The organism is Campylobacter concisus (assembly GCF_003048375.1).
GTDB classification, from domain to species: domain Bacteria; phylum Campylobacterota; class Campylobacteria; order Campylobacterales; family Campylobacteraceae; genus Campylobacter_A; species Campylobacter_A concisus_T.
The window spans coordinates 496,745-522,667 of record NZ_CP021642.1 but is presented as its reverse complement, the minus strand read 5'-3'; the positions used below and the strand labels follow the sequence as shown (position 1 = coordinate 522,667).

Annotated in this window: 21 protein-coding genes and 1 pseudogene; 3 read left to right on the top strand and 19 right to left on the bottom strand. The window is 39.3% G+C overall.

Annotated features, from left to right (window positions below):
- Positions 1-8: 8 nt before the first annotated feature.
- The 4 genes from dnaE to CCS77_RS02600 form a co-directional block, all read right to left on the bottom strand.
- Positions 9-3,620, bottom strand: a complete 3,612-nt coding sequence (gene dnaE / locus CCS77_RS02620) for a DNA polymerase III subunit alpha (RefSeq protein ID WP_107916476.1) — start codon at positions 3,618-3,620, stop codon at positions 9-11.
- Positions 3,621-4,678: 1,058 nt separating this feature from the next.
- Positions 4,679-5,581 (bottom strand): glutamate--tRNA ligase family protein, encoded by a 903-nt coding sequence (locus CCS77_RS02610; protein ID WP_107916474.1) that lies wholly within the window; start codon positions 5,579-5,581, stop codon positions 4,679-4,681.
- The gene (locus CCS77_RS02605) at positions 5,559-5,804 is read right to left on the bottom strand and encodes an RNA recognition motif domain-containing protein (protein WP_009294719.1); all 246 of its coding nucleotides are present in this window, start codon (positions 5,802-5,804) and stop codon (positions 5,559-5,561) included. The genes CCS77_RS02610 and CCS77_RS02605 overlap by 23 nt, the downstream gene beginning before the upstream one ends.
- Positions 5,805-6,028: 224 nt before the next feature.
- Positions 6,029-6,580, bottom strand: coding sequence for a DJ-1 family glyoxalase III (locus CCS77_RS02600; protein WP_103647540.1), 552 nt, complete (start codon positions 6,578-6,580; stop codon positions 6,029-6,031).
- Positions 6,581-6,661: 81 nt separating this feature from the next.
- On the opposite strand from CCS77_RS02600, the gene CCS77_RS02595 reads away from it, so the two are divergent.
- On the top strand, positions 6,662-6,919 hold the full coding sequence (locus CCS77_RS02595; protein WP_257639680.1) for a SelT/SelW/SelH family (seleno)protein: 258 nt from the start codon (positions 6,662-6,664) through the stop codon (positions 6,917-6,919).
- A gap of 43 nt (positions 6,920-6,962) precedes the next feature.
- On the opposite strand, the gene CCS77_RS02590 is transcribed toward CCS77_RS02595, so the two are convergent.
- From CCS77_RS02590 to pheS, 9 genes are all read right to left on the bottom strand, one after another.
- A complete protein-coding gene (locus CCS77_RS02590; protein WP_107916473.1) occupies positions 6,963-7,574 on the bottom strand; it encodes a DUF4304 domain-containing protein in 612 nt (203 codons plus the stop codon).
- A gap of 24 nt (positions 7,575-7,598) precedes the next feature.
- Positions 7,599-8,165: an elongation factor P gene (efp, locus tag CCS77_RS02585; protein ID WP_004317246.1), complete on the bottom strand. Its 567-nt coding sequence runs from the start codon at positions 8,163-8,165 to the stop codon at positions 7,599-7,601.
- A gap of 21 nt (positions 8,166-8,186) precedes the next feature.
- Positions 8,187-9,767 carry a phosphoglycerate dehydrogenase gene (gene serA, locus CCS77_RS02580; protein ID WP_223230287.1) on the bottom strand — a complete coding sequence of 527 codons (1,581 nt, stop codon included), beginning with the start codon at positions 9,765-9,767 and terminating at the stop codon, positions 8,187-8,189.
- Positions 9,761-10,243, bottom strand: coding sequence for a hypothetical protein (locus tag CCS77_RS02575; RefSeq protein WP_103602688.1), 483 nt, complete (start codon positions 10,241-10,243; stop codon positions 9,761-9,763). The genes serA and CCS77_RS02575 overlap by 7 nt, the downstream gene beginning before the upstream one ends.
- A 5-nt stretch (positions 10,244-10,248) precedes the next feature.
- Positions 10,249-11,925 (bottom strand): 30S ribosomal protein S1, encoded by a 1,677-nt coding sequence (locus CCS77_RS02570; RefSeq protein WP_107916472.1) that lies wholly within the window; start codon positions 11,923-11,925, stop codon positions 10,249-10,251.
- Positions 11,926-12,005: 80 nt separating this feature from the next.
- On the bottom strand, positions 12,006-12,830 hold the full coding sequence (locus tag CCS77_RS02565; protein ID WP_103605497.1) for a 4-hydroxy-3-methylbut-2-enyl diphosphate reductase: 825 nt from the start codon (positions 12,828-12,830) through the stop codon (positions 12,006-12,008).
- Positions 12,811-14,097, bottom strand: a complete 1,287-nt coding sequence (gene aroA / locus CCS77_RS02560) for a 3-phosphoshikimate 1-carboxyvinyltransferase (protein WP_107916471.1) — start codon at positions 14,095-14,097, stop codon at positions 12,811-12,813. The genes CCS77_RS02565 and aroA overlap by 20 nt, the downstream gene beginning before the upstream one ends.
- Complete coding sequence (gene pheT / locus CCS77_RS02555) at positions 14,094-16,430, bottom strand: phenylalanine--tRNA ligase subunit beta (RefSeq protein WP_107916470.1); 2,337 nt, start codon at positions 16,428-16,430, stop codon at positions 14,094-14,096. The genes aroA and pheT overlap by 4 nt, the downstream gene beginning before the upstream one ends.
- Positions 16,427-17,422, bottom strand: coding sequence for a phenylalanine--tRNA ligase subunit alpha (pheS, locus tag CCS77_RS02550; RefSeq protein ID WP_107916469.1), 996 nt, complete (start codon positions 17,420-17,422; stop codon positions 16,427-16,429). Before pheS ends, pheT begins: the two co-directional genes overlap by 4 nt.
- Before the next feature lie 118 nt (positions 17,423-17,540).
- Between pheS and CCS77_RS02545 the strand changes: the two genes are divergently transcribed.
- A complete protein-coding gene (locus CCS77_RS02545) occupies positions 17,541-17,894 on the top strand; it encodes a histidine triad nucleotide-binding protein (RefSeq protein WP_004317216.1) in 354 nt (117 codons plus the stop codon).
- A gap of 78 nt (positions 17,895-17,972) precedes the next feature.
- Here the strand turns inward: CCS77_RS02545 and CCS77_RS10820 are convergent, their stop codons facing one another.
- From CCS77_RS10820 to argH, 4 genes and pseudogenes are all read right to left on the bottom strand, one after another.
- Positions 17,973-18,281 (bottom strand): CZB domain-containing protein, encoded by a 309-nt coding sequence (locus CCS77_RS10820; protein ID WP_430516332.1) that lies wholly within the window; start codon positions 18,279-18,281, stop codon positions 17,973-17,975.
- Between the two features lie 57 nt (positions 18,282-18,338).
- Positions 18,339-18,644 (bottom strand): annotated as a pseudogene (locus tag CCS77_RS10815) (methyl-accepting chemotaxis protein); the annotation flags it as partial.
- A 500-nt stretch (positions 18,645-19,144) separates the two neighbouring features.
- Positions 19,145-21,127, bottom strand: a complete 1,983-nt coding sequence (locus tag CCS77_RS02535; protein WP_107916467.1) for an AAA family ATPase — start codon at positions 21,125-21,127, stop codon at positions 19,145-19,147.
- 11 nt (positions 21,128-21,138) lie between these two features.
- Positions 21,139-22,542 (bottom strand): argininosuccinate lyase, encoded by a 1,404-nt coding sequence (gene argH / locus CCS77_RS02530; RefSeq protein WP_107916466.1) that lies wholly within the window; start codon positions 22,540-22,542, stop codon positions 21,139-21,141.
- 269 nt (positions 22,543-22,811) lie between these two features.
- Here argH and CCS77_RS02525 point away from each other — a divergent pair, with 269 nt between their 5' ends.
- Positions 22,812-23,201 carry a hypothetical protein gene (locus CCS77_RS02525; protein WP_012001374.1) on the top strand — a complete coding sequence of 130 codons (390 nt, stop codon included), beginning with the start codon at positions 22,812-22,814 and terminating at the stop codon, positions 23,199-23,201.
- A 2-nt stretch (positions 23,202-23,203) separates the two neighbouring features.
- Here the strand turns inward: CCS77_RS02525 and CCS77_RS02520 are convergent, their stop codons facing one another.
- Positions 23,204-23,743 carry an oxidoreductase gene (locus CCS77_RS02520; protein ID WP_107916465.1) on the bottom strand — a complete coding sequence of 180 codons (540 nt, stop codon included), beginning with the start codon at positions 23,741-23,743 and terminating at the stop codon, positions 23,204-23,206.
- A gap of 2 nt (positions 23,744-23,745) precedes the next feature.
- Complete coding sequence (locus tag CCS77_RS02515; RefSeq protein ID WP_107916464.1) at positions 23,746-25,923, bottom strand: heavy metal translocating P-type ATPase; 2,178 nt, start codon at positions 25,921-25,923, stop codon at positions 23,746-23,748.

Genomic DNA, 25,923 nt, shown 5'->3' with positions numbered 1-25,923 from the left:
CCTTAAATTTACGCCGAAGCAGCGAGCTTTTCTATCTCTTCGCCTACATCGTCGCTTACGATAAAGTCAGTCTTATAGATGAAAATTTCGCCTGTCGTTTCATTTTTTATCTTCAAAATTAGCCGTTTTTGATTATTTGGCGCATTTTTGCTAAAAACTAGCGAGTAAATTTGCTCCAGCTTTTGCCTGCTAAGCTCGCTAAGACTTAAAAGCACCTCTAGCTCGGCATACTCTCTTACTTTTTGAGGGGCGCTCGCATCTTCGTTTTTACTAAATTTAGAGTTTTGCTTTAGCTTTCTAGTCTTAAAGTCTAAATTTTGCGCATCTTCTAGGCTATAAACCTCATTTAAATTTGTCCTTACAAACTGATCGTCGCGCGAGATATTTATCCTAAATGCATAAGGCAGATCGCGCTTTGCCTCGTCTTTTACGATATCTTCGATGTTGCCAAGCTCTCTTTCAAAGACGGCGATCTCGATGTTGCCGTGAAAGTCCAGCACATTTATAGTGCCCATTTTTTTGCCACTTTTTGTGATCCTTGTGCTAAAGTCCTCGATCTTGCCAACCACCAAAATTTCAGCACTTTGTGGCAAGGTTTCAAACTCCGAGCTTAGCGTGTATTTGATCTTATTTATCTCGTCCTTATAGTCATCAAGCGGATGTCCTGAGAGGTAGATACCAACGCTCTCTTGCTCAAATTTCAAGATCTGTTTGATGTCAAATTCATCATCTATAGTGACGAAATTTATCTTCACATCATTCATGCTATCATCTTCGCCAAAGAGGCTCTCGGCCGCATTTTTACGTATCTGAGCTGCATTTTTGCAAGCTTCTACGATATTTTCTACATTTTGTAAAAGCATCTTGCGGCTAAAGCCAAATTCATCGAAGCAGCCAGCTTTTATAAGGCTTTCAAAGACCTTTTTATTGACCTTAAATGGATCGATCCTTGAGACAAAGTCATCCATGCTCTTAAACTCGCCCTTTGCGTCACGCTCAGCGATGATGTTCTCAATTGCTGCTCCGCCAACGCCTTTAATCGCTCCAAGCCCAAATATAATGCCGTCGTGATCACCATTTTTAACTACGCTAAATTCTTTGGTTGATTTGTTGATAGATGGTGGCAAAGTATCGATGTTTATGCGTTTTATCTCATCGATGTAGCGAACGATCTTATCGACGTTGCTCTCCTCGCTTGTTAGAAGTGCCGCCATAAATTCAGCCGGATAGTAAGCCTTCAGATAAGCAGTCTGAAATGTGACATAAGCGTAGGCTGCGGAGTGAGACTTGTTAAAGCCATATCCTGCAAATTTAACGATCAGCTCGAAAAGATCGTCCGCCTTTTGGCCATTTAGCCCCTTAGCCTCAGCGCCTTTTACAAACTCGCCCTTTAGCCTATCCATCTCCTCTTTGATCTTTTTACCCATCGCACGGCGCACAAGGTCCGCCCCACCAAGACTAAAGCCGCCTATGGCTTGCACGATCTGCATGACTTGTTCTTGATAGACGATGACGCCGTATGTTGGCGCAAGGATCGGCTCAAGCTCCTTAAATGCGTATGTTATCTCCGCCTCGCCATGTTTTCTTTTGACGAAGTCATCAAGCATACCACTCTCCATCGGTCCTGGTCGGTAGAGTGCTAGCATCGCGACGATATCCTCAAAGCAGTCTGGGCGCAGGCTAGTTCCTAGCTTTCTCATGCCCTCGCCCTCTATCTGAAAGATGCCGATGGCTTGGCCACTTTGTATCATTTTATAAACGCCAGAGTCGTTTTTATCGACCTGCTCCCAGATGATGTCTCTGCCAGTGCGCTGTTTAACGAGTTTGATCGCATTGTCGATAACCGTTAGCGTCTTAAGGCCAAGAAAGTCAAATTTTATTAAATCAACGTCTTCAAGGTATTTGAGGCTATACTGCGTCACAAAGCGATCTTCTGGGCTGTTTGGCTGGCGAAATAGCGGGGTTTTATTCCAAAGCTCTTCGTTTGAGATGACGACACCCGCTGCGTGCTGACCTGCGTTTCTGTTTAGCCCCTCAAGATCAAGGGCAAATTTCCAAATTTTTGCCGCCTTTGGATTTTGACTGATTAGCTCAGCTATCTTTGGCTCTTTCTCGTAGGCGTCTTTTAGCGTGATGTTAAGCTCATCAGGGATAAGCTTTGCCATCGCATCAGCCTCCGCATAAGGCATGTCGCAGACTCTAGCGACATCTCTAATGACACCCTTTGCGAGCAATTTACCAAATGTAATAACGCCAGCAACGTTAAATTTACCGTATTTTTGCGTGACGTAGTCGATGATCTCGCCGCGTCTGCTCTGGCAAAAATCCACGTCGATATCTGGCATGCTAACGCGCTCTGGGTTTAGAAATCTCTCAAAAAGCAGGTTGTATGGGATAGGATCAAGGTCGGTGATCTTTAGCGAGTAAGCGACCAAGCTACCAGCCGCGGAGCCACGTCCTGGGCCAACTGGCACGCCTCTGCGCTTGGCTTCGTTGATGAAGTCCCAAACGATCATCATATATCCTGGGAAATTCATCTTATTGATGATGCCGATCTCTATCTCAAGGCGCTTTCTATACTCTTCGTGTAAATTTTCAGGGACAAATTTCAGCCTCTCTTCAAGACCCTTTCTACACTCATGCTCAAAAAATACAGCGTCATTTTTGAAGCTATATCTGTTTTCTGGCTCTGGGAGGGTCAAATTTCTCTCCTTAGCGCACTCAAGAGTAAATTTAAAATTTGGCGGAGTTGGGTTGCCAAGCTTGATCTCAAGGTTGCACTTATCCACGATCTCTTGGGTATTTTCTATCACTTCAGGGATATCTAAAAATAGCTCATTCATCTGCTCTTTGCTTTTAACAAAAAACTCATGGACGCTGTGGCGAAGGCGGTTTGGATCGTCTAAGGTTTTGTTCATCGCGATGCACATGAAAACCTCGTGTGCAGCGGCTCTTTCTTTAAAAGTGTAGTGGGTGTCATTTGTGGCGATGACCTTGATGCCAGTCTCTTTTGCGATACGCAAAATGTCATCATCTATGCGCCTTTGATCGCCGATGCCGTGGCGCATGATCTCAAGGTAAAAGTCATCGCCAAAAATTTCTTTATATTCAAGCGCGACCTCTTTTGCCCGCTCGTAGCCTTTAGCGCCAAATTTGACGTTACGGTCGCTTAAATTTAGATGCCAGCTCACCTCGCCCTGCAAGCAAGCAGAGCTGCAAACTAGGCCCTCGCTATGCTCTTTTAAAATTTTTTTATTGATACGAGGATAGTAGTAAAAGCCCTCGATATAGCTCATGGAGCTAAGATACATCAGATTTTTATAGCCGGTCTCGTTTTTGGCGATTAGGATGAGGTGAAAGCGCTGTTTGGTGCTCTTGTCATCGAGCTGTTCGCCGTTATGCACGTATGCCTCAATGCCAATTAGCGGTTTTATCCCATTTTTTTTCATCTTTTTGTAAAAATCAATCGCGCCAAACATGTTGCCGTGATCTGTGATCGCTGCTGCCGTGTCGCCTCTGTCATGGAGCGTATGAGCTAGCTCTTCTATCTTGTTTGCTCCGTCTAGTAGGGAGTATTCGGTGTGTAAATGTAGGTGTGTAAAGCCAGAATTTTCACTCATTTTTTATCCTTTTTAATGAGCGGATTTTACAAAATTTTGGCTAATAAGGCGCTTGATGATAGCTTAATGATAGCTTTAAAATTTAGAGATTTTTCAGTCTATAGCAAGAGCAAAGCGCGCGATTATGCTGTAACACTGCGCTATTTAGCGTTTGACAAATTTTAAAATTAGAGCCGGCAAATCACGGCTTTAAATTTAGTAGTCTGCTAAGGCGAGTGAGTAAGATTTTAAAATTTGCTTTGCGATGCATACATTTTATTGAAATTCCAGCAAATTTTAAAATTTCATGAGCGAGTAATTTCGGCTCTAAAATTTGAGCTAAGCTGCAAGCGAAGCCAAATTTTAGTAGTCAATTCTTGCGAGTGAATGAAATTTTAAAATTTACAAAATAGCAAATTTCTCTTTTAAAAATACAGACCTTAAATTTAAAAACTCTTTTATCCAAAAGGGAGACAAGGGGACTTGAATTACGAGGCCGTCCCCTTATCCCCCTTTTTAAATCCCCCAATCCCCTCGCACGTTGAAAGGGCATGCTTTAGTGCTAGCGCACTGCATGCGATTTATTTTTAAGAAATTTCCAGCAAATTTTAAAATTTCATAAGCGAGTAATTTCGGCTCTAAAATTTGAGCTAAGCTGCAAGCAAAGCCAAATTTTAGTAGTCAATTCTTGCGAGTGAGTGAAAATTTAAAATTTGCAAAGCAATCTAATCAAATTTAAATGTTTGTTTTTCTTGTTAAGGGGGAAGAGGCTTGAATTACGCTCTGCTTGCAGTTGCGAGCTTGCGAAGCAAAGCCGTCCCCTTATCCCCCTTTTTAAATCCCCCCAAACCTCTCGCACGTTAGAGGTGGCATGCAATAGCGCTGACGCACTGCATGCGTTTTATCGTCAGGCAAGTGTAGGCAAATTTTAAAAATTTATGAACGAGTAATTTCGGCTTTAAAATTTGAGCTAAGCGCTAAGCGAAGCTAAATTTTAGTAGTCAATTCTTGCGAGTGAATGAAAGTTTTAAAATTTGCAAAATAGTGCAAACAATAACACCAGCACTACATATCTAAATTTATATCAAATTTTTAGAGTTCATCAACCTCTCAGCTATATTTTTAAGCATAAATTCATAAAGCAAGTTTGAAATTTTATCTGCTGAGCTTAAATTTAGTCCAAGATCATTTGCTAACATTTTGTAGTAAATTTGAGGACTTTGACTTAGATCTATTGGTGGCGACTTGGAGCTTTTAGAAAGCTTTTTGGCTCCGTCTAAAAGTAGCTTGTGGTGGATAAATTTAGCATTTAAAAAGCTAAAATTTAGCCTTTTTGCAAGGTATCTTTGAGCTAGCGTGCAAGGCAGCAGGTCCTCGCCTCTAACCACTAAATTTACTCCCATATCCTCATCGTCTATGACGCTTGCGAAGTTGTAAGCTGGGGTAAAATCCTTTTTGTAAATGACAAAATCGCCCATCTGCGCTGCCACTTGCCTGCCAAGCTCATCATTTTCATCCACGCTTAGTCTAATAGCGGTTTTATCTTTTATAAATTTTAGCTTTTTATCTTTGCAAATTTTAGTGTAAATGCCGTTTTTATAGGCATCTTTTGTGGCTCTTGTGCACTCACAAATGTAAATTTCATCTAGCTTTTTAAGTGCGTTTTCATATCTTTTGGCTCTTGTTTTGAAGCTAAAATTTTGCTCAAAGTCGTCTATGCTTTTAGCACCTTTGTCATAGCAAAGCCCTAAAAATTCTAAAACGTCAAAGATATTTTGAACAAATTCGCGCCGGTATCTGCCAAGGTCATAATCATCAATCCTTAAGTGCAAAACACCGCTCAGTGAGCGCGTCAAAAGGTAAGTCAAGATGAAATTGTAGGCGTTGCCAGCGTGTAGATAGCCACTTGGTGTCGGAGCTATGCGCGAGACTATGCCACCAGATGGTGGCAAATAGTCATTAATCCCTTGGTCTAGCCTCATTTACTCTTAAAGTGCGTCCGCCAAGTTCTTTTTCATTTAGTGCGTCGATCGCCTTTTGGCCCTCGTTCGCGTCGTCCATTTCAACAAAGCCAAAGCCCTTTGAGCGGTCTGTTTCTCTATCTTTTACGATTTTTGCGCGCCTTACTTCACCAAATTGTGCAAAAGCTTCCTTCAACTCTGCCTCTGTCGTTCTATACGACAAATTTCCTACATAAATGTTCACAGGATTATTCCTTAAAAAAATTATCGATCTGATCGATTAGAGAAATAATAGCTTATTTCCGTCAAAAAGATGTAAAAATCAAGAAAAATATTACAAATTTTTAAAAAATATCCTTAAATACAATAAATCGCAACAATACGGCATTATAATATCTATCACTAAACAAAATTTATCCTTAAGTTTAAGTAGAATAATTAAATAAAAAATTACAATTTTTTTATAAACTATTTATAAAGTAAATCATTTTTTACTTTAAGATAGGCCTCTTCGCCAAGCAAATTTTTCACTATAAAAAGCGCAAATTCCATAGAAAAAGCTGGCCCCTTGCCAGTGATGATATTTTGATCTTTTAGCACGTTTTTATCGCTCACGTAGCCTCTTTTGTCGCTTCTTACATTTTCTTCAAAGCCAGGATAGCAAACAAAATGCTCTTTAAGCACACGTGCTCGCTCAAGCACCATAGGAGCGGCACAAATGGCACAAATTAGCTTGCCTTTTTTATCAAATTCTTGCAAAATTTCCCTTAGCTTAGCGTCATTTGCAAGATTTTCTGCACCAGGCAGACCTCCTGGAAGCACGATCGCATCATAGCCTAGCTCCTCCACCTCACGAAGTGTGACATCAGCTTTTACATTTATATTGTGAGCACCTCTGATCTGCGCGTCCTTCAAGCTAGCGATAGATGCTATAGCTCCAGCTCTACGCAAAACATCGACGGAGGTTAGCGCCTCGATCTCCTCAAAACCATCAGCTAGGATTACGGCTACCTTTTTCATAAAATCGTCCTTTCTTGTGTTATCTGTTTGTTAGGATAAATTTTATATAATCAAAGCTTATTTCACAAGAAAGGACAGAGCATGCAAGTAAAAATTATTTACTGCAACTCTTGAAACTATCGTCCGGTAGCTTCTCGTGTAGAAGATGAAATAAAAGCGAACTTTAGTGATGCAAGAGTCGAGTTGGTTGTAGGAGATGGTGGAAATTTCATCGTCGAGGTTGATGGAAACGTTATCTTTTCTAAAAAGGATCGCATCGGAAACGATGAGTCAAGGTTCCCACACGGCGAAGAGATCACAACTCTTATAAACAAATATCTCAAAGAAAAGTCGGCTTAATGCTAACTAGCGGGGCAGGCAACTGCCTCGTTTTGCTCCAAATTTACTCTTTAAAATTTATCTCATCTTTTTTATATTTTTTAAGCAGCTCGTTTATCTGGTTTTGAAATTTACCCCACCTTGCTTCAATGCCGTGCTTTGTGAAGAGCCTTTTGGCATGAGAGATCAAAATTTCACATTTATCTTTTATCAAAAGATATTCGTAGAGCTGATTTATCGCTGCAAGGCCGTTTTGTTCGAGTATTAGCTCTATTAAATTTGCTTCAGAGTTATTTTGCTCAAAAAATTTAAAAACAAAGCCAAGATCGTTTGCTACATTTTCATAAATTTTAGCCACGTCACTATCTGGCTCTAGCTCGTAGTGTGAAGCAGATGTGCGAGTGATTTCATGTATTCTGGCTCTGTAATGGCACTCATACTCTTTTGGCTTGCTAAGCGCTTCTTTGCCAAGAGTAGCCTCTATAAAAGGGGCGTAAATGCCGCAATTTATATAAAATCTCGTGCGCTCTGAGCTATTGCCACTACTTTTTTGAAAATTTACAACATAGATAAAATTTGTGGTATTTTTGTAGAAATTTAAAGCGCTCTTGCTAAAACCATTATCCTTAAATAGCGGCTTTAGCAGAGCGATAAGCTCGTCAAATTTCTCTTTCATAAATTTAACGTGCCAGATGTATGGTTATTTATTTGCGCGCTCGATGTACTCGCCACGAACTGTATCAACGCGGATGACCTCGCCTTCTAGTACGTGAAATGGTATCTGAACTACCGCGCCGCTCTCAAGAGTAGCTGGCTTTTTGCCACCTTGTGTGTCACCCTTGAAATTTGGTGGAGTTTCAACTATCTTTAGCTCGACTACTTGTGGCACTTCAACGCCGATAGCATTGCCGTTGTGAAATAAAATTTCAACCATCATGCCATCGATCATCCATTTTTTAACATCGCCCACATCCTCGTCGCTGATCGCAACTTGCTCGTAAGTAGTCGTGTCCATAAACTGGCAAAACTCACCATCATCATAGAGGTATTGCATCTCTTTTTCTTCAAGATGCGGCTGCTCGCACTTATCGCCTGCGTGAAAAGTCTTTTCAAGAACCTTTCCATCGACAAAAGATTTGATCTTTGCACGAACAAAAGCTGCGCCCTTGCCCGGTTTAACGTGTTGATATTCTACGATTTTATAAGGAACGCCATCGATCTCGATCTTTAGTCCCTTTTTTAGATCGCCCATTGAATATGAAGCCATTTTTTATCCTTTCGTAATTTGTTATATAACTGCGTATTGAGCCCAAACACAAGCTTCAAGTGCGTTTAATCTCTCTAGCGTTTCTGTTTTTATATGTTCATCAACCAAGATGACCGCAAGCGCCATGCCGTGCTCATCTCTACCAAGACGGAAGTCTGCGATATTTATCTTCTCATCAGCTAAAATTTTACTGATCTGAGCGATAACGCCTGGTACGTCGTGGTTTTTAAAGATGATCATCTTGCCTTTTGGCTTGAAGTCAGTCTTAAAGCCATTTACGGTTACGATGCGTTGTTGATTTTCACCAAAGACCGTGCCACCAACGCTTACGATGCCATTTTCAGTCGTAATTCGAACTGTGATCTTGTTTTTAAAGATACTATCTCCACCTGTGCTAGTTTCGGTAGTTATGCCTTTTTCGTCGCATAAAAATTTAGCATTTACGTAGTTTATCGCATCGCCAAGACTCTCTTTTAAAGCGCCAACGATTGCAAAAGTTAGCATTGAATTTGCATATTCACCAATCTGCCCGTGAGTCTCTATACGGATAGCTTTGATCGCGCTTTTGTTTATCTGAGCTGCAAGAAATGCCATCTTGCTTGTAAGATCGATATAAGGCTCAACAAACGGCGGTAGATCTTCTGTTTTTATAGGTAAATTTAAAGCGTTTGGATAGCTTATACCGCGTGCTGCCAATATAGCTTGCTCGACTGCCTCAACTGCGATATTTCGTTGTGATTCAAGGGTATTTGCCCCAAGGTGTGGCGTGACGCTTACATTATTTAGATCAAGAAGCGGATGGCTTGTCGCTGGCTCTTTTGTAAAGACGTCAATACCAGCAAATGCTATCTTGCCACTTTTTAGCCCTTCATAAAGTGCCTCTTCGTTATAAAGACCGCCTCTAGCGCAGTTTATAAGCCTTACGCCATCTTTCATCTTTGCTATCTCTTTAGCGCCGATCATATCGGTGGTCTCTTTAGTCTTTGGAGTGTGGATCGTAATGAAGTCACATGCCAAGATGTCATCAAAATTTTTAGTATAAGTGCCACCCATATCGATGACTTTAGATGGATCGATATATGGATCGTATGCGATGATATCCATGCCAAAAGCTTTTGCGCGAGCTGCTACTCTTGAGCCGATGTTACCAAAACCTATCACGCCTAGCTTTTTCTTAAAAAGCTCAACTCCATACCACTTCTCTCGTTTCCAAATTCTATCTAGTTTTAGATCGTTGTGAGCGTATTCAAGTGATCTTGCAGCTGCTAGCATGTGCGCCATAGTTAGCTCAACTGCTGCGATAGTATTTGCGGTCGGGACGTTCATAGCGATGATGCCTCTTCTTGAACAGCCATCTATATCAACGTTATCCACGCCAACACCAGCTCTAACGATAGCTTTTAGCTTCTTACCAGCTTCTAAAAACGCCTCATTCACCTCAGTCGAGCTTCTAGTGATCGCTACATCAGCCTCGCCTAAAATTTTTAAAAGCTCATCTTTTGGGGTATTAACTGCGTCTATTACATTTATATCTTGTTCTTTTTTTAAAAGTTCAAAACCTACTGGGTGTATCGCATCGCAAACAATGATAGTTTTCATAATTTTACCTCTCTCACACTTGAGTGGATATCGTAAACTCTTAGCTGCAAAATGATATTTTGCAAAAGCCTTGAGTCTTGGGTATTTAAAAAGATCTGGCTCTTAGCCCCATCTCTTACTACAGTGAAATCAACCTCGCTATTTCGCAAAGTCTGCATCAAACAAAACATAGAGTAGATGTCATTTTTATCTATCATAAGTTCATATGCTGTGATCTTTGGCTTTTCTATCTTAGGTCGGTTGTATTCTATAAAAATTTCATTTACGGGCAATACGTAATCTTTTTTCTTAATAGTTGCCAGCTCATTGATCCAGTTTTCACTGCCAGCTGTGTTTTTGGTTATATTTTGCTCACTTGTAATATTTTTTTCAGTAGTTTGGCTGAAATTTACGCTTGCAAATTTAACAAGATAAACTCCAACCAAACCTAACATCACAAAGAGCAGAACAACTACTAATAAAAACGTGCGTCTGCCCATTTATACTAGCGTAATTGTTCTTTTATGATGTCGCCAAGTGTTACTTTATCATCGTTGTCGTTGATCTCATTTAACACTTCACGCTCTTTTTGTTTTGCTAAACGGCGTATGCTTAGGCGAATTCTATTTTTCTTCTCATCGATAAATGCGATAGCAGCTTCGATCTCATCGCCGATCTTTAACGTGCTAGCATCTACGCTACCTAGATCTTCTTTGCGGATTAGCGCATCGACATTATCGCCAAGCTCAACAAACACGCCAAAGTCTTTAATGTCACGGATCGTTCCTTTTACGATGTCGCCTACACTAAATTTATTAGCAAATGCTTGAACTGGGCTTTGTTTTAGATCTTTTAGGCTTAGAGAAATTTTTTGCTCAGCGCTGTCGATTTTGATGATCTTTACTTCTAGCTCATCGCCAGCCTTAAACATATCTTTGCACTTGTCATTTCTATCCCAAGATGCATCTTCGTTGTGTAGCAAGCCCTCAACGCAGCCTACTCTAACAAATGCACCAAAATTTGTGATAGTTGTCACAACACCTTTTACTACGTCGCCCTCTTTGAATTTAGCTTTAAATTCATCAAATGGCTTTGGAAGTAAATTTTTAAGGCTCACTCTTAAGCGGTGTCCTTTTGCGTCTATTTCGATAACCTCAACATCGATCTCTTGACCTTCGCTAATGTGATCTTTTGGATTTTTGATATTTTTGTCCCATGAAATTTCAGATATATGTAAAAATCCTTCAATATCATTTCCAAGATCGACAAATGCGCCATAAGGCTCGATGTTGCTAACTGTTACTTTTATAGTGTCGCCAACTTCTAGACCGTCGCTTATGATCTCTTCCCAAGGATCTGGAGTAGCTGCCTTGATAGATAGAGATAGATGGCGTTTTTCATTGTCATAGCTAATAACTTTAACTAAAACTTTATCGCCTTCTTTGTATAAAGAGCTAGGATTTACTGGACCTTTATAGCTTATCTCGCTGTAGTGCACAAGTCCGTCTACACCGCCAACATCAACAAACATACCATAAGTTGTGATCTTTTTAACTGTGCCCTCTATAACGCTATCGTTTTCTACTATGCTTGATAGGGCTTCTTTGCGTTTTTTGCGGTCGTCATCTAAAATTTTCTTTCTTGAGACAACGATGCTGTTCTCTTCTTTATCGACTTTTATAACTCTTACTTTGTATGATTTTCCAACTACGCCCTCAGCGTTTTTAAATCCGCTGTGCGTTCTTGGTAAGAAAAATTCTACACCATTTGCGTCTTGAGTGATAAAACCACCTTTATTTTTTCCAACTACTTTTACGTCGATTTCGCCAGAATTTTCAGGATCGTAAGCTTCAATGAAAGCTTTAACTTTCTCTTTTCTAAGTGCTTTTTTGTGCGACACTATAGGTCTTCCATTTCTTGATCCAGTTATTACAACTTTGATCGTATCGCCAACTTTATGCGTCAGGTTGCCGTTTGTGTCAGTGATTTCAGAAACATTTAAAATGCCTTCTGACTTCTTGCCAACGTCGATTAAAACCTCATCACCATTGATACTGACGATCTTTGCGTCACTATCTTCTTCAGTCTTTTTAAAAGACTCCTCTAACATCGCAGCAAAATCAATATCTTCGATATCTTCGTCTTTTGCTTTTCCTAATTGAACACTTTTGTTCACAGCCATCTTGATCCTTTAAATTTTATTATGCCAGTAGAGGCAAATTGGCTTATTATAGTTAATTGTGGCTTTAGCTAGGATAAATTTTATACTTTTTTGATTCTATCAACGACTTTTTGTATGATCCAGTCAGGTGTGCTAGCCCCCGCACTTATACCACACAAATTTTTGCCCTCAAACCATGATCTTTCAAGCTCTTCTTCACTTTCTATAAGATAGCTATCTTCGCAGAAATTTTTAGATATTAGGTAGAGTTGTTTTGTGTTTGAGCTGTTTTTTCCGCCGATTATTATCATCACGTCAGCTCTTTTTGCTAAATTTTTAGCAGCCTCTTGGTTTTCAAATGTCGCGTTGCAGATCGTGTTAAAAACGCGCAACTCTTTTACATGAAGCATGAGATAGTTTGCGATCTGCATAAATTTCTCAACTTTTCTAGTAGTTTGGCTAACAAGCGCGACCTTTTGTTTAAATTTAATGCCCTCTAACTCACTCTCTTCAAGCACGACATAGACATTGCCCTTGGCATACGACTTCACTCCTTTTACCTCTGGGTGATGCATGTCGCCAAAGATCACTACATCATAGCCCTCTTCGCTCATTTTTTCGCAAATTTGTTGTGGCTTTGTCACAAACGGACAAGTTGCATCGATCACTTTTATATCGGTTTTTTTTAGCTCTGCAAGGTCGTTTTTAGTGATGCCATGAGTGCGAATGATCGCCTTTTTCTCATCTTTTAGCTCATCTATGCCCTCAAGCGTCTTTACATTGTAGTTTTTCTCAAGCCTATTTATCTCTTCATTGTTATGGATGAGCGGACCGATAGTTGCGGCATCTCCAGCATTTTCAGCTATCTTTATCGCTCTTTTTACGCCAAAGCAAAAACCATAACTACTAGCAAGCTCGATCTTCAACCTTAGCTCCCATTTTCTTTAAAATTTCAGCAAAATTTGGAAACGAAGTGGCGATAAATTCGCTCTTTTCTATCTGCATGCCACATTTTAGCCCAAGTATGGCAAAGCTCATGGCGATCCTGTGATCTCCGTGGCTATCTATCGTGGCAAATTTAGTCTCAGAGCCAATTATGATAAAGCCATCTTCGAGCTCGCTAGCACCTATGCCGCACTGCTTTAGCGCATTTATCGTGACAGCTATCCTGTCGCTCTCTTTTACGCGAAGCTCTTTTGCATTTGTTAGCTTGCTTTGACCCTTTGCGCAGGCAAATGCGATGGCTAAAGCTGGGGCTTCGTCGATGAGCCACGAGATATTTTCGCTAACCTCTACGCCTTTTAAATTTGGCGAGTATCTAACCTCAATATCGCCGATATCTTCATATTTACTTGAGGTTTTGTGAAATTTTATCTCAGCGCCCATTTTTTCTAAAACTTTGTAAGCTTCGATGCGAGTTTTATTTAGCAAGATATTTTTTAAAATAATATGCGAATTTGGGATAATTAAAGCTGCAACCGCAAAGAAAAATGCTGAGCTTGGGTCATTTGGCACGTCTATATCAAGTGGCGCAAGTGGGGCTTTCATAGGCTCCAGAGTGATCTCTAAGCCGTCACGCTTTATATCAGCTCCCATGCCAGCAAGCATGCGCTCAGTGTGGTCTCTGCTTAGCTCTGGCTCGCTAAATTTGCAGCCATTTGAGTAAAGAGCCGCCAGCAAAAGCGCACTTTTTACCTGAGCTGAGGCGATCTTGCTCTCAAAACTAAACCTTTCAAATCTCGTCCCTCTTATGCAAAGAGGAGCGTTGTTTGCGTTATTTGCGCCATCTATCTTTGCCCCCATTTCATTTAGAGGCTTTGCTATCCTTGCCATCGGACGAGAATTTAAATATTTATCGCCACTTAGCACGAAAAAGCCGTCCTGCGCGGCTAATAGCCCCATAAAAAGTCTCATTGCCGTGCCTGAGTTGCCACACTCTAAAATTTCATTTGGCTCTTTTATCTTTTGTGGCGGAGTAATTATTATCTCAGCGCCGTTATCCTCTACTTTTGCGCCAAGGAGCTCGACTATTTTTAAGGTATTTAGAGTGTCGCCTGCTCTTAGGTAGTTTCTAACGCGAGATGGCTTGTCGCTTAAAAGCGAAAACATCGCGCATCTATGCGAGATAGACTTGTCAGCTGCGATGTCATCGATGGTTAAATTTAGACTTTTTTCTAATGGATAAATTCTCATCTTATTCCGATATTTAGTTTCTCTTTTAGCTCGCTTAAAATTTTATCCATAAGCGCGTTTATATCGTCATCTTCGAGCGTTTTTTCCATATCTTGGAATGTAAATTTAAGGCTAAGGCTGATCGCACCATTTAGTTTTGCATCTTTATAGATATCAACTGGCAAGAACTCTTTTAACTCTTTTAAATTTAGCCCTCTTATGCACTCATAAATTCGTCCAGCCTCGAAGTTTTCAGGCACGATGAGACTAAGATCCCTTGTCGTGCTTTGAAATTTAGAGTATGGCACTGCAAGGATTGGCTCAAATTTAAGCTTCGCAAAATCAATCTCACAGACATAAGTTTTAGGCAGATCTCTTTTTGCCTCTACCCTCGCATCAACTCTGCCGATATAGCCGATCTTTTCGCCATTTTGATAGATGTGTGCCTGCTCGTATGGGCTAAGATATGATATCTCTTGGCAAGGTTTTAGCTCAAATTTACCTATTACATTTTGCACCATCGCTGCAAATGCGTAGAAATTTGCCTCTTCGCCCTTTGCGCCGTTTATCAGTGTTGGCTCTTTTAAAAGACCTGATACGACAAAGCCTAAATTTAAACCTTGATTTGCATTTTCGTCAAAAACTTCGCCAAGCTCAAAAAGCCTAACTGAGCGTTTTGAGTTTTTGATGTTTTTCTCGCTTGAGCTTAGAAGGTGGTTTGCAAGTGCCGGTCTAAGCGTGTTTAGCTCGTTGTTTATAGGATTTAGTATCTTGATCTTGCAAGGCTTGAAATTTAGCTCACTTAGCTCATCAAGGTTGTCAAATACGTAATGCACGCTTTCAAAAAAGCCATTGTCGGCTGCACGGCGCCTTAAATTTAAAGAATTTTTATAGTCAAAATATGTCTTATTTAGCCTATTTTTCTCAGAGAAATTTAACGGCGTTGAGGCGATATTGTCGATGCCTATTATCCTCACGATCTCCTCGCAGATATCATGAGAATTTACGATGTCATGGCGAAATAACGGCACTTTTACATTAAAGCTCTCTTGCTCGACATTTACCGCGATCTCAAAGCCAAGTTTCTTTAAAATTTTAACGACATCGTTTCTTGCAACCTCTTGACCGATCATATTTTTAAGCTCGCCAAGCGAGATGCTAAGCGTGATAGGCTCGGTGTTTAGAAGTGACTGTTGTGAGCCAGCAAAAAGACTTAGGCTATCTTTAAAGCCAGCTAGCCTTTTAAAAAGATAGTCCGCCCCGTAAGCTAAATTTGGCTCGCTACCACGGCTTGATCGATAAACTTGATCGCCTTTTGGTAAATTTTTATTTTCAAAAATGGCCTTTGAAACAATATCTGGTTTTACGTAGCTAGCCTCTACCAAGATCACCTTTGAGCCCTCATCAACCCTAGCCTCATCGCTTTGGTAAATTCCAGCAACGCCTAAATTTTTATCCTCGCAAAAGACCACGCACTCACCATTTTCGCCGTTTTTGATGTCAAAAACTGCTTTTTCGCCCTCGCCCACAAGCTTAGCGTGATCATAAGCTCTAAACAAGACGCCCGTGCAAAATGTCGCGTATTCAAGCAGTCTTTCTACTAAATTTGTCTTTTGACAATCAATTAGAGCTAGCCTCAAGCGAGTTAATAAATTTTCACTTAATGCATTTTTTAGCTCAAATGCTTTATACAAAAACGAGCCATTTACCTTATCTTCGGTTCGCACAGATGCGATCCTGCCGATGCCTAGTAAATTTTCGCTATCTTCATTTTCGTGACTATCTTTCATATTTAGATCAAGTGCGGTGCAAATTTCTCTTGCGATGCCGTGTAAATTTTGGCAGTCGCCCCTGTTTGCTGTGACATCAACCTCGATGATCACATCTTTAAACGCTTCAAATTCACCAAGACTTGTGCCAAGTTTTAGCTTGCCGATACTCTCATCAAGTGGCAAGATGCCGTCATTTGTCTTAGGTAGTCCTAGCTCAGTTGAAGAGCAGATCATACCGCATGACTCGATGCCTCGCAGCTTTGCCTTTTTGATCTCAAGACCATTTGGCATCGTCGTACCAATGAGCGCAACTGGCACAAACTGACCAGCCTCGACGTTTTTAGCCCCACACACTATCTGAAGCGTTTCGCTGCCAACATCAACCTGACAAACGCTTAGCTTATCGGCATCTGGGTGCTTTTCTCTACTTTTTACGTAGCCAACTACGATGCTCTTTGGTAAATTTATCTCTTTATAGCTATCAACTTCTAAACCGATTGAATTTAATGTCTTTGAAAGTGTCTCGCCGCTAACCTCGCCAAGGTCGATCCACTCGTTTAACCAATGCTTTGAAATTATCATTTAAACTGCTCCAACAATCTTAAATCTCCCTCAAAAAGTGACCTTAGATCAGGCACTCTATGAAGCAACATCGCAAATCTCTCAACGCCAAGGCCAAAGGCATATCCACTTACATTTTTATAGCCAACCGCCTTAAATACATTTGGATCAACAACGCCGCATCCAAGCACCTCAAGCCAAGTAGTCTGCTTGCACACCCTGCAGCCCTTGCCGTGGCAAAATATACAACTAATATCAACCTCTGCGCTAGGCTCCGTAAATGGGAAAAAGCTAGGGCGAAAGCGCACTTCAACGGCGCCAAACATGTGCTTCAAAAAGCCCTCAAGCATTGATTTTAAATTTGCAAAGCTAACTTTCTCAGCGTCCTCCACCACAAGGCCCTCGACCTGGTGAAACATCGGTGTATGCGTTAAGTCCATATCACGTCTAAAGACCGTGCCTGGCGCTATCATGCGGATAGGTGGCTTTTGATTTAACATAGTTCGCACCTGAACTGGGCTCGTATGCGTCCTTAAAAGTCTAAAATCATCTAGGTAAAATGTATCTTGCATATCCCTTGCTGGGTGGTATTTTGGTAAATTTAGCGCCTCAAAGTTGTGAAAATCATCTTCTATAAGCGGTCCAGTCTCGAGCGAGAAATTTAGAGCTAAAAAATACTCAATTATCTTATCCATCGTAGCCATCACAGGGTGCAGCGCCCCGCTAGCAACAGGCTCGTTAAAGAGCGTGATATCAGCGGCCTCTTTTTTCATCTTATTATCTATCTCTTGCTCGCTAAGCTCAGCCTTTTTGGCTTCTATAAGCGCGCTTAGCTCATCTCTTTGCTTATTTAAATTTGCTGCAAATTCCTTTTTTTCATCTTCGCCAAGCTCTTTTAGCTTTGCAAAGCCTTGCGCCAAGATGCCCTTTTTGCCAAAAATTTCTACCCTGACCTTCTCGAGATCATCAAGAGTTGAAATTTCATTTTTGATTTTGTTAATGAAATCTTGCAATTTTTTACCTTTATGAATTTTTGCATCGATTTTATAGAAAAAGAGTTAAAATCAAGATAAAAAGCGCGAAATTTAAGCACACTTTGATATAATTTCTCAAACTTTCAAAGGAGCTAAAATGACCATATTTGAAAAGATCGTTGCTGGTGAAATTCCTTGTAACAAAGTGCTTGAAAGCGAGAAATTTCTAGCTTTTAACGACATCAACCCAAAAGCGCCGATCCACATCCTCATCATCCCTAAAAAACACTACAAAAACTTCCAAGAGATGGATCCAGTTTTGATGGGCGAGATGACTAAATTTATCCAAGAAGTGGCGAGCTTAATGGGCGTTGATAAGAGCGGTTACCGCCTCATAACAAACTGCGGCGAAAACGGCGGTCAAGAGGTTATGCACCTACACTTTCACCTACTTGCTGGCGCAAAACTTGGCTGGAGTGAAGGCGTAGCTGATCCACAAAGCACATTTTAAAAATAAAATTTAGACTCTTTTTGAGTCTAAATTTCACTTCAAATTTTTACTTTTTAAAACATCTAAAATTAAATAAATTTATTTCCTAGCAGCTTTTACCGCTTCAAGTAGCTCTTCAAAGCCTGCTTTACTTGAGTGCTCGACATCTTTTAGTATCTCGACACCTGCTAGATGCCCCTTATCTTTGTCAGCAAAAATCGCCATAGCCTTATCTAGTCCGTGATGGACATTTTCGTGGTGCGTAGCTATGCTTGAGAGGGTTCTTGGATCTTTTATGATGGTATTTTTCACATCCTTTTCATACCACTTGCCAAATCTACACTCATGCACGTCTTGAATTTTATTTATCTCGCCAAGAAGCACGCCTCGGTAGCCATTTAGCTTCATGTTGATGTGATCTATCTTGCCGTTGCTTACATTTACTTCGTTTGTGACATTTAGAGCTTGATTTAGGATGTTTTGCGTGTTGGCATTTACGCTTGAGATGTTGCCCTCAAAACCGCCTAAAATTTGCATCGCATTTGCTGAAATTTTAGAGAAACTCTCGCTCATTTCGATCATCGTATTTGCACTTTGCTTAAGGCCATTTATATTTACTTCAACCTCAAGTGTAGCCTTTTGCGTGCGCTCTGCAAGCTTTCTAACCTCATCTGCAACGACTGCAAAGCCGCGTCCATGCTCGCCCGCACGAGCCGCCTCGATAGCAGCATTTAGTGCTAGCAAATTTGTCTGATCTGAGATGTCTTTTATGAGATTTATGATCTCAACGATAGAATTTACGCTTCCATCAAGCGAAGAAGCGTCGTTTGAGAGATCGCCACTCATCTGGCTTACTTGCTCGATCGAGCTTAAAATTTCAGCCGTTTGAGACTTTAGCTCGCCTGTTTCTTTGAAGGTTTTTTCATTTAAATGGTTTATATTTTCAAGCATTTTTAGGTTTTCTTCGATGGTTGATTGCAAGAAATTCATACCATCTTGATAGCTAGTAAGCAGCAAATTTACAGCCTCTTGCTTATCCTTAGCTTGCTCTTTTGGCTCGCAAGTTTTGACATTTTTTAGCTCATTTTTAAGTGCTAAAATTTCAGCCTTTAAAGCTTCATTTTCTCTTTCTAAAGCTTCATTTTTACTACCAAGCTCTTTATTTTTGCTGTCAAAAAACATTTTTCATCCTTTAAAATTTGTAAATTTCGCGTAATTATAATTAAAAATTCTACTATATGGTTGCGATTTTAAAAATTTATTTTGATTTTTTACTCCTTAAACCAATTTTCAATCTCGTCGATCCAATCTGGACTTTTGGCGTTATTATCTAGAGCTATTTCAACATATTTTTTAGCAAACTCTATTTTTCTATATCCACTATCTTGATCAAAAAAGTCTTTTAGTATTTTTCTGTCATCATCTCTTAGATTAAAACAAAAGTGTGAATTAAGAGATTTGTCGTCTTTAAAATTCTTTACATCTCCAAGTATAGCAGAGATATCTTCGTCTTCAATATATGTTTTTAATGCTTTAACAAAAACAATACCGTTCAAACAGTCCTCTATCTCAGTTTTCATTTCACAATCATTGTAACCCACATCAACTAAAATCGTTCTTTTCTCACTGTTTTTATTTAGAATTCTTTTTGCCACCATTTTTTTATCCCATGCACCTTTGCATACAAGCTGTTCACTCTTACCATCACTATCAATCAAGCAATATATCTTGCCATTTATGTTATCTTTTTCCGACATTGGCAATTTTAGATACTCATAAATTTTTATGACTTCAGATGCCCCACCAACTGGCAATATTCTTAAATTATACTTTTCCACCAAATCTTTAAAATAGAAGTCAAAATAAATTTTATCAGAGCTACCCTCACAAATCAACCAATTATATGGTTTATCAAGCCTTACCGATGAAACAATTGATTGAACCAAATCATAAATACTTTTAAGTTGAATATCGCTTGGTATTTGAGTATAGTCTATATTTCTAATTTGTTTCAACTTTTCCCTATAATTATATAAATCAAATGTGTTAAAATTAAATTCAAGGCTATCTTTTGCGTTTTTCTTTGTCAGAAAGTGTGCATTTGCGTTGATAGCAACTGGGAGAAAACCGTACCAATGAGTAGTCACAATAACTTGTGCTTTATATTGTGAAATTTCTATTAACTTTTCAAATTGAGCAAAATTTTTTGATAAATTTAAAGATGCTTCTGGTTCATCTATGGCAAGTATAATTTCTTTGTGTTCTATAGTTTGACTATCTAGTAATGCCGCAGCTATATCTATAAGTGCCTGTCTTTTCTCACCAGAACTTAAGCTGTCAGCTTTTATTTTATTACCATCAACTATTTTATGTAAAACTCTTATTGAAAAAAACAACTCAATAACTTTATCTATTAATTCCTTTGGTGTAATATTAATTCTATTTGAAGGACTCTTATAGGCATAAAGGTTTAAAAGATCGTTTTCCAACTCTCTAACAAATACATTTAAATCTGTATTTATACTTTGCAAAGGTGTCTTAATTATTTTTTCTATTTTAGTGCTAATATCCATACCGATTAATTTTTGCATATTATCAGTCTCAAGCTTTGTAAACTCCTCTATCCCAGCTTCTACTGGCATGTAAATATATGAATAACAATCCCAAACAATATGATTTAAATACTTAAAGCATTCTCTAAAATCTTTATTTTCGCTTTCCTTTTGGCTATTAAATTTAATTTCAAATAATTTTGAAATAATACTATCAAAAGAACCAAAATATGCACTATAATCATCCTTATGAGCATTACCAGAAATAATTAAATAATGACTTTCACGATATAAAATATCAATTTTTTTTAAATCATTAACTAAGTTTTTAGGCTCTTGACTTTTATTGCTTCTAAAATCATTCTCAACCTGCTCAAAATTCCATAAATATTCACTAATTTTTTTAACTTTATCTGCTAGCTCATTATCATTTTTATCATAATTTTTAATAATTTTATTAACTATATCTTTTTTTAATAGATGAATAACTACTATATATGGTGTATTTGCATCGGTAGTGCTTGCTCCTTTCGTTAGGTTCCATTCCCTGTCATTAAAATAAGTATCAAGAGCCTCCAAAATTGAACTTTTTCCTGCACCATTATCACCTATATATGCTGTAAAATTATGACTAGTAGTAACTGGTATATATTTAACTCCTCCATATATTTTATAGTTCTTTAATAAAATTCCAACGATCATCTCATTACTCCTTAATTTTGAAGCCAAGTCTCCAAAATTTCTATCTGATCCTCCACACTTTTATTTGCCGTGCCGCCTTTTGAAGTGCGGGCCTCTTTTGAAGCGTGCAGATCTAGAAATTTAATAGCATTTTCATCTAAATTTTCATCGACACTTTTTAGCTGCTCTTTGTTTAGCTCACTTAGATCAAGCCCCAAGTTTTCAGCCTTTGCCACAGCTTTTCCGGTGATGAAATGAGCCGTTCTAAATGGTATATTTTTCTCACGCACTAGATAGTCAGCCAGATCAGTGGCACTTAGATGGCCTGTTTTTGTCGCTTTTAGCATATTTTTTTCATTAAATTTAGCCGTTTTTATCATCTCATTTAAGATAGTAGCTGAGCTTAAAATGGTCGCAACGCTATCAAAAATACCCTCTTTATCTTCTTGCATATCTTTATTGTAAGCAAGTGGCAAGCCCTTCATCGTCGTTAGCAGCGCTACTAAATTTCCATTTACACGCCCAGTTTTACCGCGTATGAGCTCAGCGACGTCTGGATTTTTCTTTTGAGGCATGATGGAGCTACCCGTGCTATAAGCATCACTAATGCTTACAAAGCCAAATTCCTGCGAGCTCCAAAGTATGAGCTCCTCGCAAAGCCTAGAAGCGTGTGTCATAAAAACACTAATGTTAAATAAAATCTCCAGCGCAAAGTCGCGGTCGCTCACGCTATCCATCGCATTTTGCGTGCAACCTGCAAAGCCAAGCTCGTTTGCAACGATGCTCCTATCTATCTTGTGCGGCGTGCCTGCAAGGGCTGCTGAGCCAAGCGGACTTAGGTTGTTTCGCTCATACGAGCTGACAAATCGCTCAAAATCCCTTTTAAACATAAAAGCGTAGGCTAGCAAATGGTAGCTAAGGCTTACTGGCTGGGCGTGCTGAAGGTGCGTGTAGCCTGGCATTAGCGTATCTTTGTGGTTTTTGGCTAAATTTGCAAGTGTGGCGATGAGCTCTTTAATGAGAGATGAAATTTCTAAATTTTTCTTCAAAACGTAAAATTTAAAATCAAGCGCAACCTGATCGTTTCTGCTTCTAGCTGTGTGAAGTCTGCCACCAAGCTCAGCTCCGATGATCTCGCTAAGGCGCTTTTCAACCGCCATGTGGATATCCTCATCCTCTATCTTAAAAGCAAATTTACCAGCCCTTATCTCAGCTAAAACCTCATCAAGCCCCTTGATGATCGCCTCTGACTCATCTTTTTTTAAAATTCCACAAATGCCAAGCATTTTAGCGTGCGCTTTACTGCCAGCGATATCCTCTTCAAAAAGATTTTTATCAAAATTTATAGAAGCGTTAAATTCCTCGAGCAACTTCGAGCTAGCCTCGCTAAATCTACCCTCCCACATCTTTTTATGTGCATTTTCATCTTTTTTCATAGCTTTGCCTTTGACTAATTTTGCGTGATTTTAACAAAATGGTGCTTAACTAGGCTTTTACAAGCATTTTAAAAATAAATTTTTTGCTCAAAAAAGTGAAATGTAATATAAAAATTATGCTAGAGTAGTAAAAAAGTTATATATATAATTTACATTTAAGGTTATTAAAATATAATTCGCCCAGCAACTTTTTAAAAACTATTTCAAGTTTTTTGATTTATTGCCGATATAGTTATAAATGAAGAAATAAACTAAAAAGGAAGGACGATATGCAAATAGATGCAAATATGAACTCAAATGTTTTCTATCATAATGGCTACACATCTATATCATCGAGTAGCGCTAAAACCAGCATATTAGTGTCTTCTGGCTATGGCACAAAAGATATCGTTAGAAGTAATGATGTGCATGTAGAACAAAGAGAAGAAGTTAGACAAAAACCTACAATTATTAGAAAAGAAGATGTCACAGAGTTACAAAAAAATTTAGAAAAATTACAAGATCAAAGAAGCGATATAGCTGATCAAATTTCAAGCATCCAGCACCTGAAAGATCGTGATTCTATGCAAATGCTTCATCATCTAAATTTAGAACAATCAAGCATTCAAAATAACATTTTAAGTATTAAAACTCAAATGACAGAAATGGTACAGGCTTAAGACTAAGCCTTACCGATAATAGTTTTTAAAACCAAACAAAAATCCTCTAAAAAGTATCCCATTGACTTATAGAAGTTACTGCAAGCGTTTTGCTCAAGCTCTTTTGCAAGTTGCTCGGCATATGGTAATAAAAATGAGAGGCTAAAAGCAGCAAGAAGCTGCATAGACTCTTTTGTCGCCTCCTTTTTTAAGATATTTGCTATCAAAATGAGCTGATTTGAGATGCTATCAACCTCACCCATTTTTGGCTCAAAATTTATAGCCTTGTAAAATTGCGCCAAATCATCTTTTGCGCTTGAAAAATAGTAGCTTGCTTCAAATTTTGCCTTCAAAATGACAAAATCATCACACAAGGCCGCACTACTCTCATCTTTGATAAATTTAGTGTAAAGCTCATTTCCTTTTATGTTTGCATCGCTCTTTGTTTGCGTTATCCACGCATTTGTCTTTTTGATACGCATAAAAGATGAGACACCCAAGATGCCATTGAAATTTGTAGCAAGTGCAGCCGCTACGACGCTATAAAGCTCTCCAAGTCTCAAATTTAATCCTTAAGCTTCAAATATCTAAGTCTAAGTGCATTTAGCACGACAGTAACCGAGCTTAAGCACATCGCCATTGAGCCATAAACTGGGCTTAAAAGCAGTCCAAATACCGGATAGAGCACGCCAGCAGCCACTGGTATGCAAATGGCGTTATACATAAATGCCCAAAACAAATTCTCTTTTATGTTAGCAATAGTCGCATTTGCAAGTTTTACAAGCCCGCTCACGCCACGCAAGTCATTTTTTACAAGCACGATATCACCAGCGCCTTTAGCGATATCTGAGCCTGAGTTCATAGCGATGCCAACGCTTGCCTCTTTGAGCGATGGCGAGTCATTTATACCATCTCCCACAAAGATCACGCCACCTCGGCTCATTAGCTCTTTTACCTTGTTAAATTTATCCTCAGGTAGCATATTTGCGTAGTATTCGCTCACATTTAGCTTGCTAGCGATATTTGCCACTACTTTTTTATCATCGCCTGATAGGATCACGCTTTGTAAATTTAACCTTGCAAGCTCGTTTATAACGCTATTTGCTTCATTTTTTAGCTCATCGCTTAGCGTTAAAAAGCCGCTAAATTTTTGATTGACCGTGCAAAGTATGACACCGCTTCCATCATTTGTAGCCTCTTTTATCGCTTTACTATCAGCTTCATTTAGCAAGATATTGTTTGCTGCGAGCAGTTTTTCGTTGCCTATTATTATCTTATTGCTTTCATCTTCATAGACGATGCCTTGACCAACTACGTTTTGAAATTTACCATTTAGCTTTTGTAAATTTATGCAATTTTGTTTTGCATATCTTACGATCGCCTTTGAGATCGGATGCTCGCTTAAATTTTCAGCAGATGCCACTAGCTCCAACTCTTTTTCACTCAAATTTGAGTTTTTGACGCTGATTAGCCCCTTACTTAGCGTGCCAGTTTTATCAAATGCTACAAATTTAGCATCTTTTATAAGCTCTAAAACTTCTGGGTTTTTCACCAAAATCCCAGCTTTTGCGCCACGCGCGAGGGAGCTTACTATTGCTATTGGCGTGGCAAGACCAAGCGCGCACGGGCATGAGATGATGAGCACGCAGATCGCGCAAGAGATCGCATAGGCGAAATTTCCACTAAAAATTATCCATATTAAAAATGTAAGAACTGAGATCGCCACGACGCTTGGCACAAAGATATTTGCTATCTTATCAGCCAGCCGTCCGATAGGCATCTTTTTGGAGCTAGCGTCGCTTAGCAAGCTTAAAATTTGAGATAGTAAGCTTTCAAAAGAACCCTTTGTCACCTTGACGCTTATGTAGCCATTTGTGTTTAGAGTGCCGGCAAATACGCTATCGCCTACCTCTTTATAAACAGGCAAGCTCTCTCCTGTAAGCATAGAAGCATCTATCTCAGCGCCACCTTGAACTATCACGCCATCACTTGGGATGTTGTAGCCATTTTTTACGATGACGATGTCGCCTACTTTTAGCTCATTTACATTTACCTCTTTGCTCTGTCCATCTGGCATGACCAAAAAGGCGGTCTTTGGTGAAATTTTAAGTAGCGTCTTTAGGTAGTCGCCAGCTTTTGCCTTTGAGCGCTCTTCAAGATACTTACCTAGCAAAACAAAGGATATTATCATCGCTGCGCCCGAGATATAGACGTTTTTTAGATCATCTGGGATGAAATCTGAAAAGATCACAACAAAAAGCGAGTATAAAAACGCACTGCCGCTTCCAAGAGCTACAAGCACGTTCATATCGTAGTTTTTGTTTTTGACAGCCTCTATGGCGTGTGCAAAAAAGTCTTTGCCGCTAAAAGCTAGCACCAAAATTGCTAAAACTAGCATCAGTAAATTTACTAACATATTGTGAGGTGCGAACATCTCAAGCGCCATTATCACGATGCTTGCGATAAATGCAAATATAAATTTGTTTTTTATCGAGGTTATATGCTCATCTCTTTTGGCTTCAAATTCATCAATATTTGTCGCCACAAAATAGCCAAGCTTCTTTATCTTTTGCTCTAAAACTTCACGCACGCTAGCGTCTTTTAGGACAAACTCACCGCTTGCGTTTGCAAAATTTACATTTGCTTCAAGCACCCCATCTATCTTTTTTGAGACCTTTTCGATAGCGTTTGAGCAATTTACACAGCTCATTCCCGCTATATTTAGCTTGACTTTTAAAGGCAT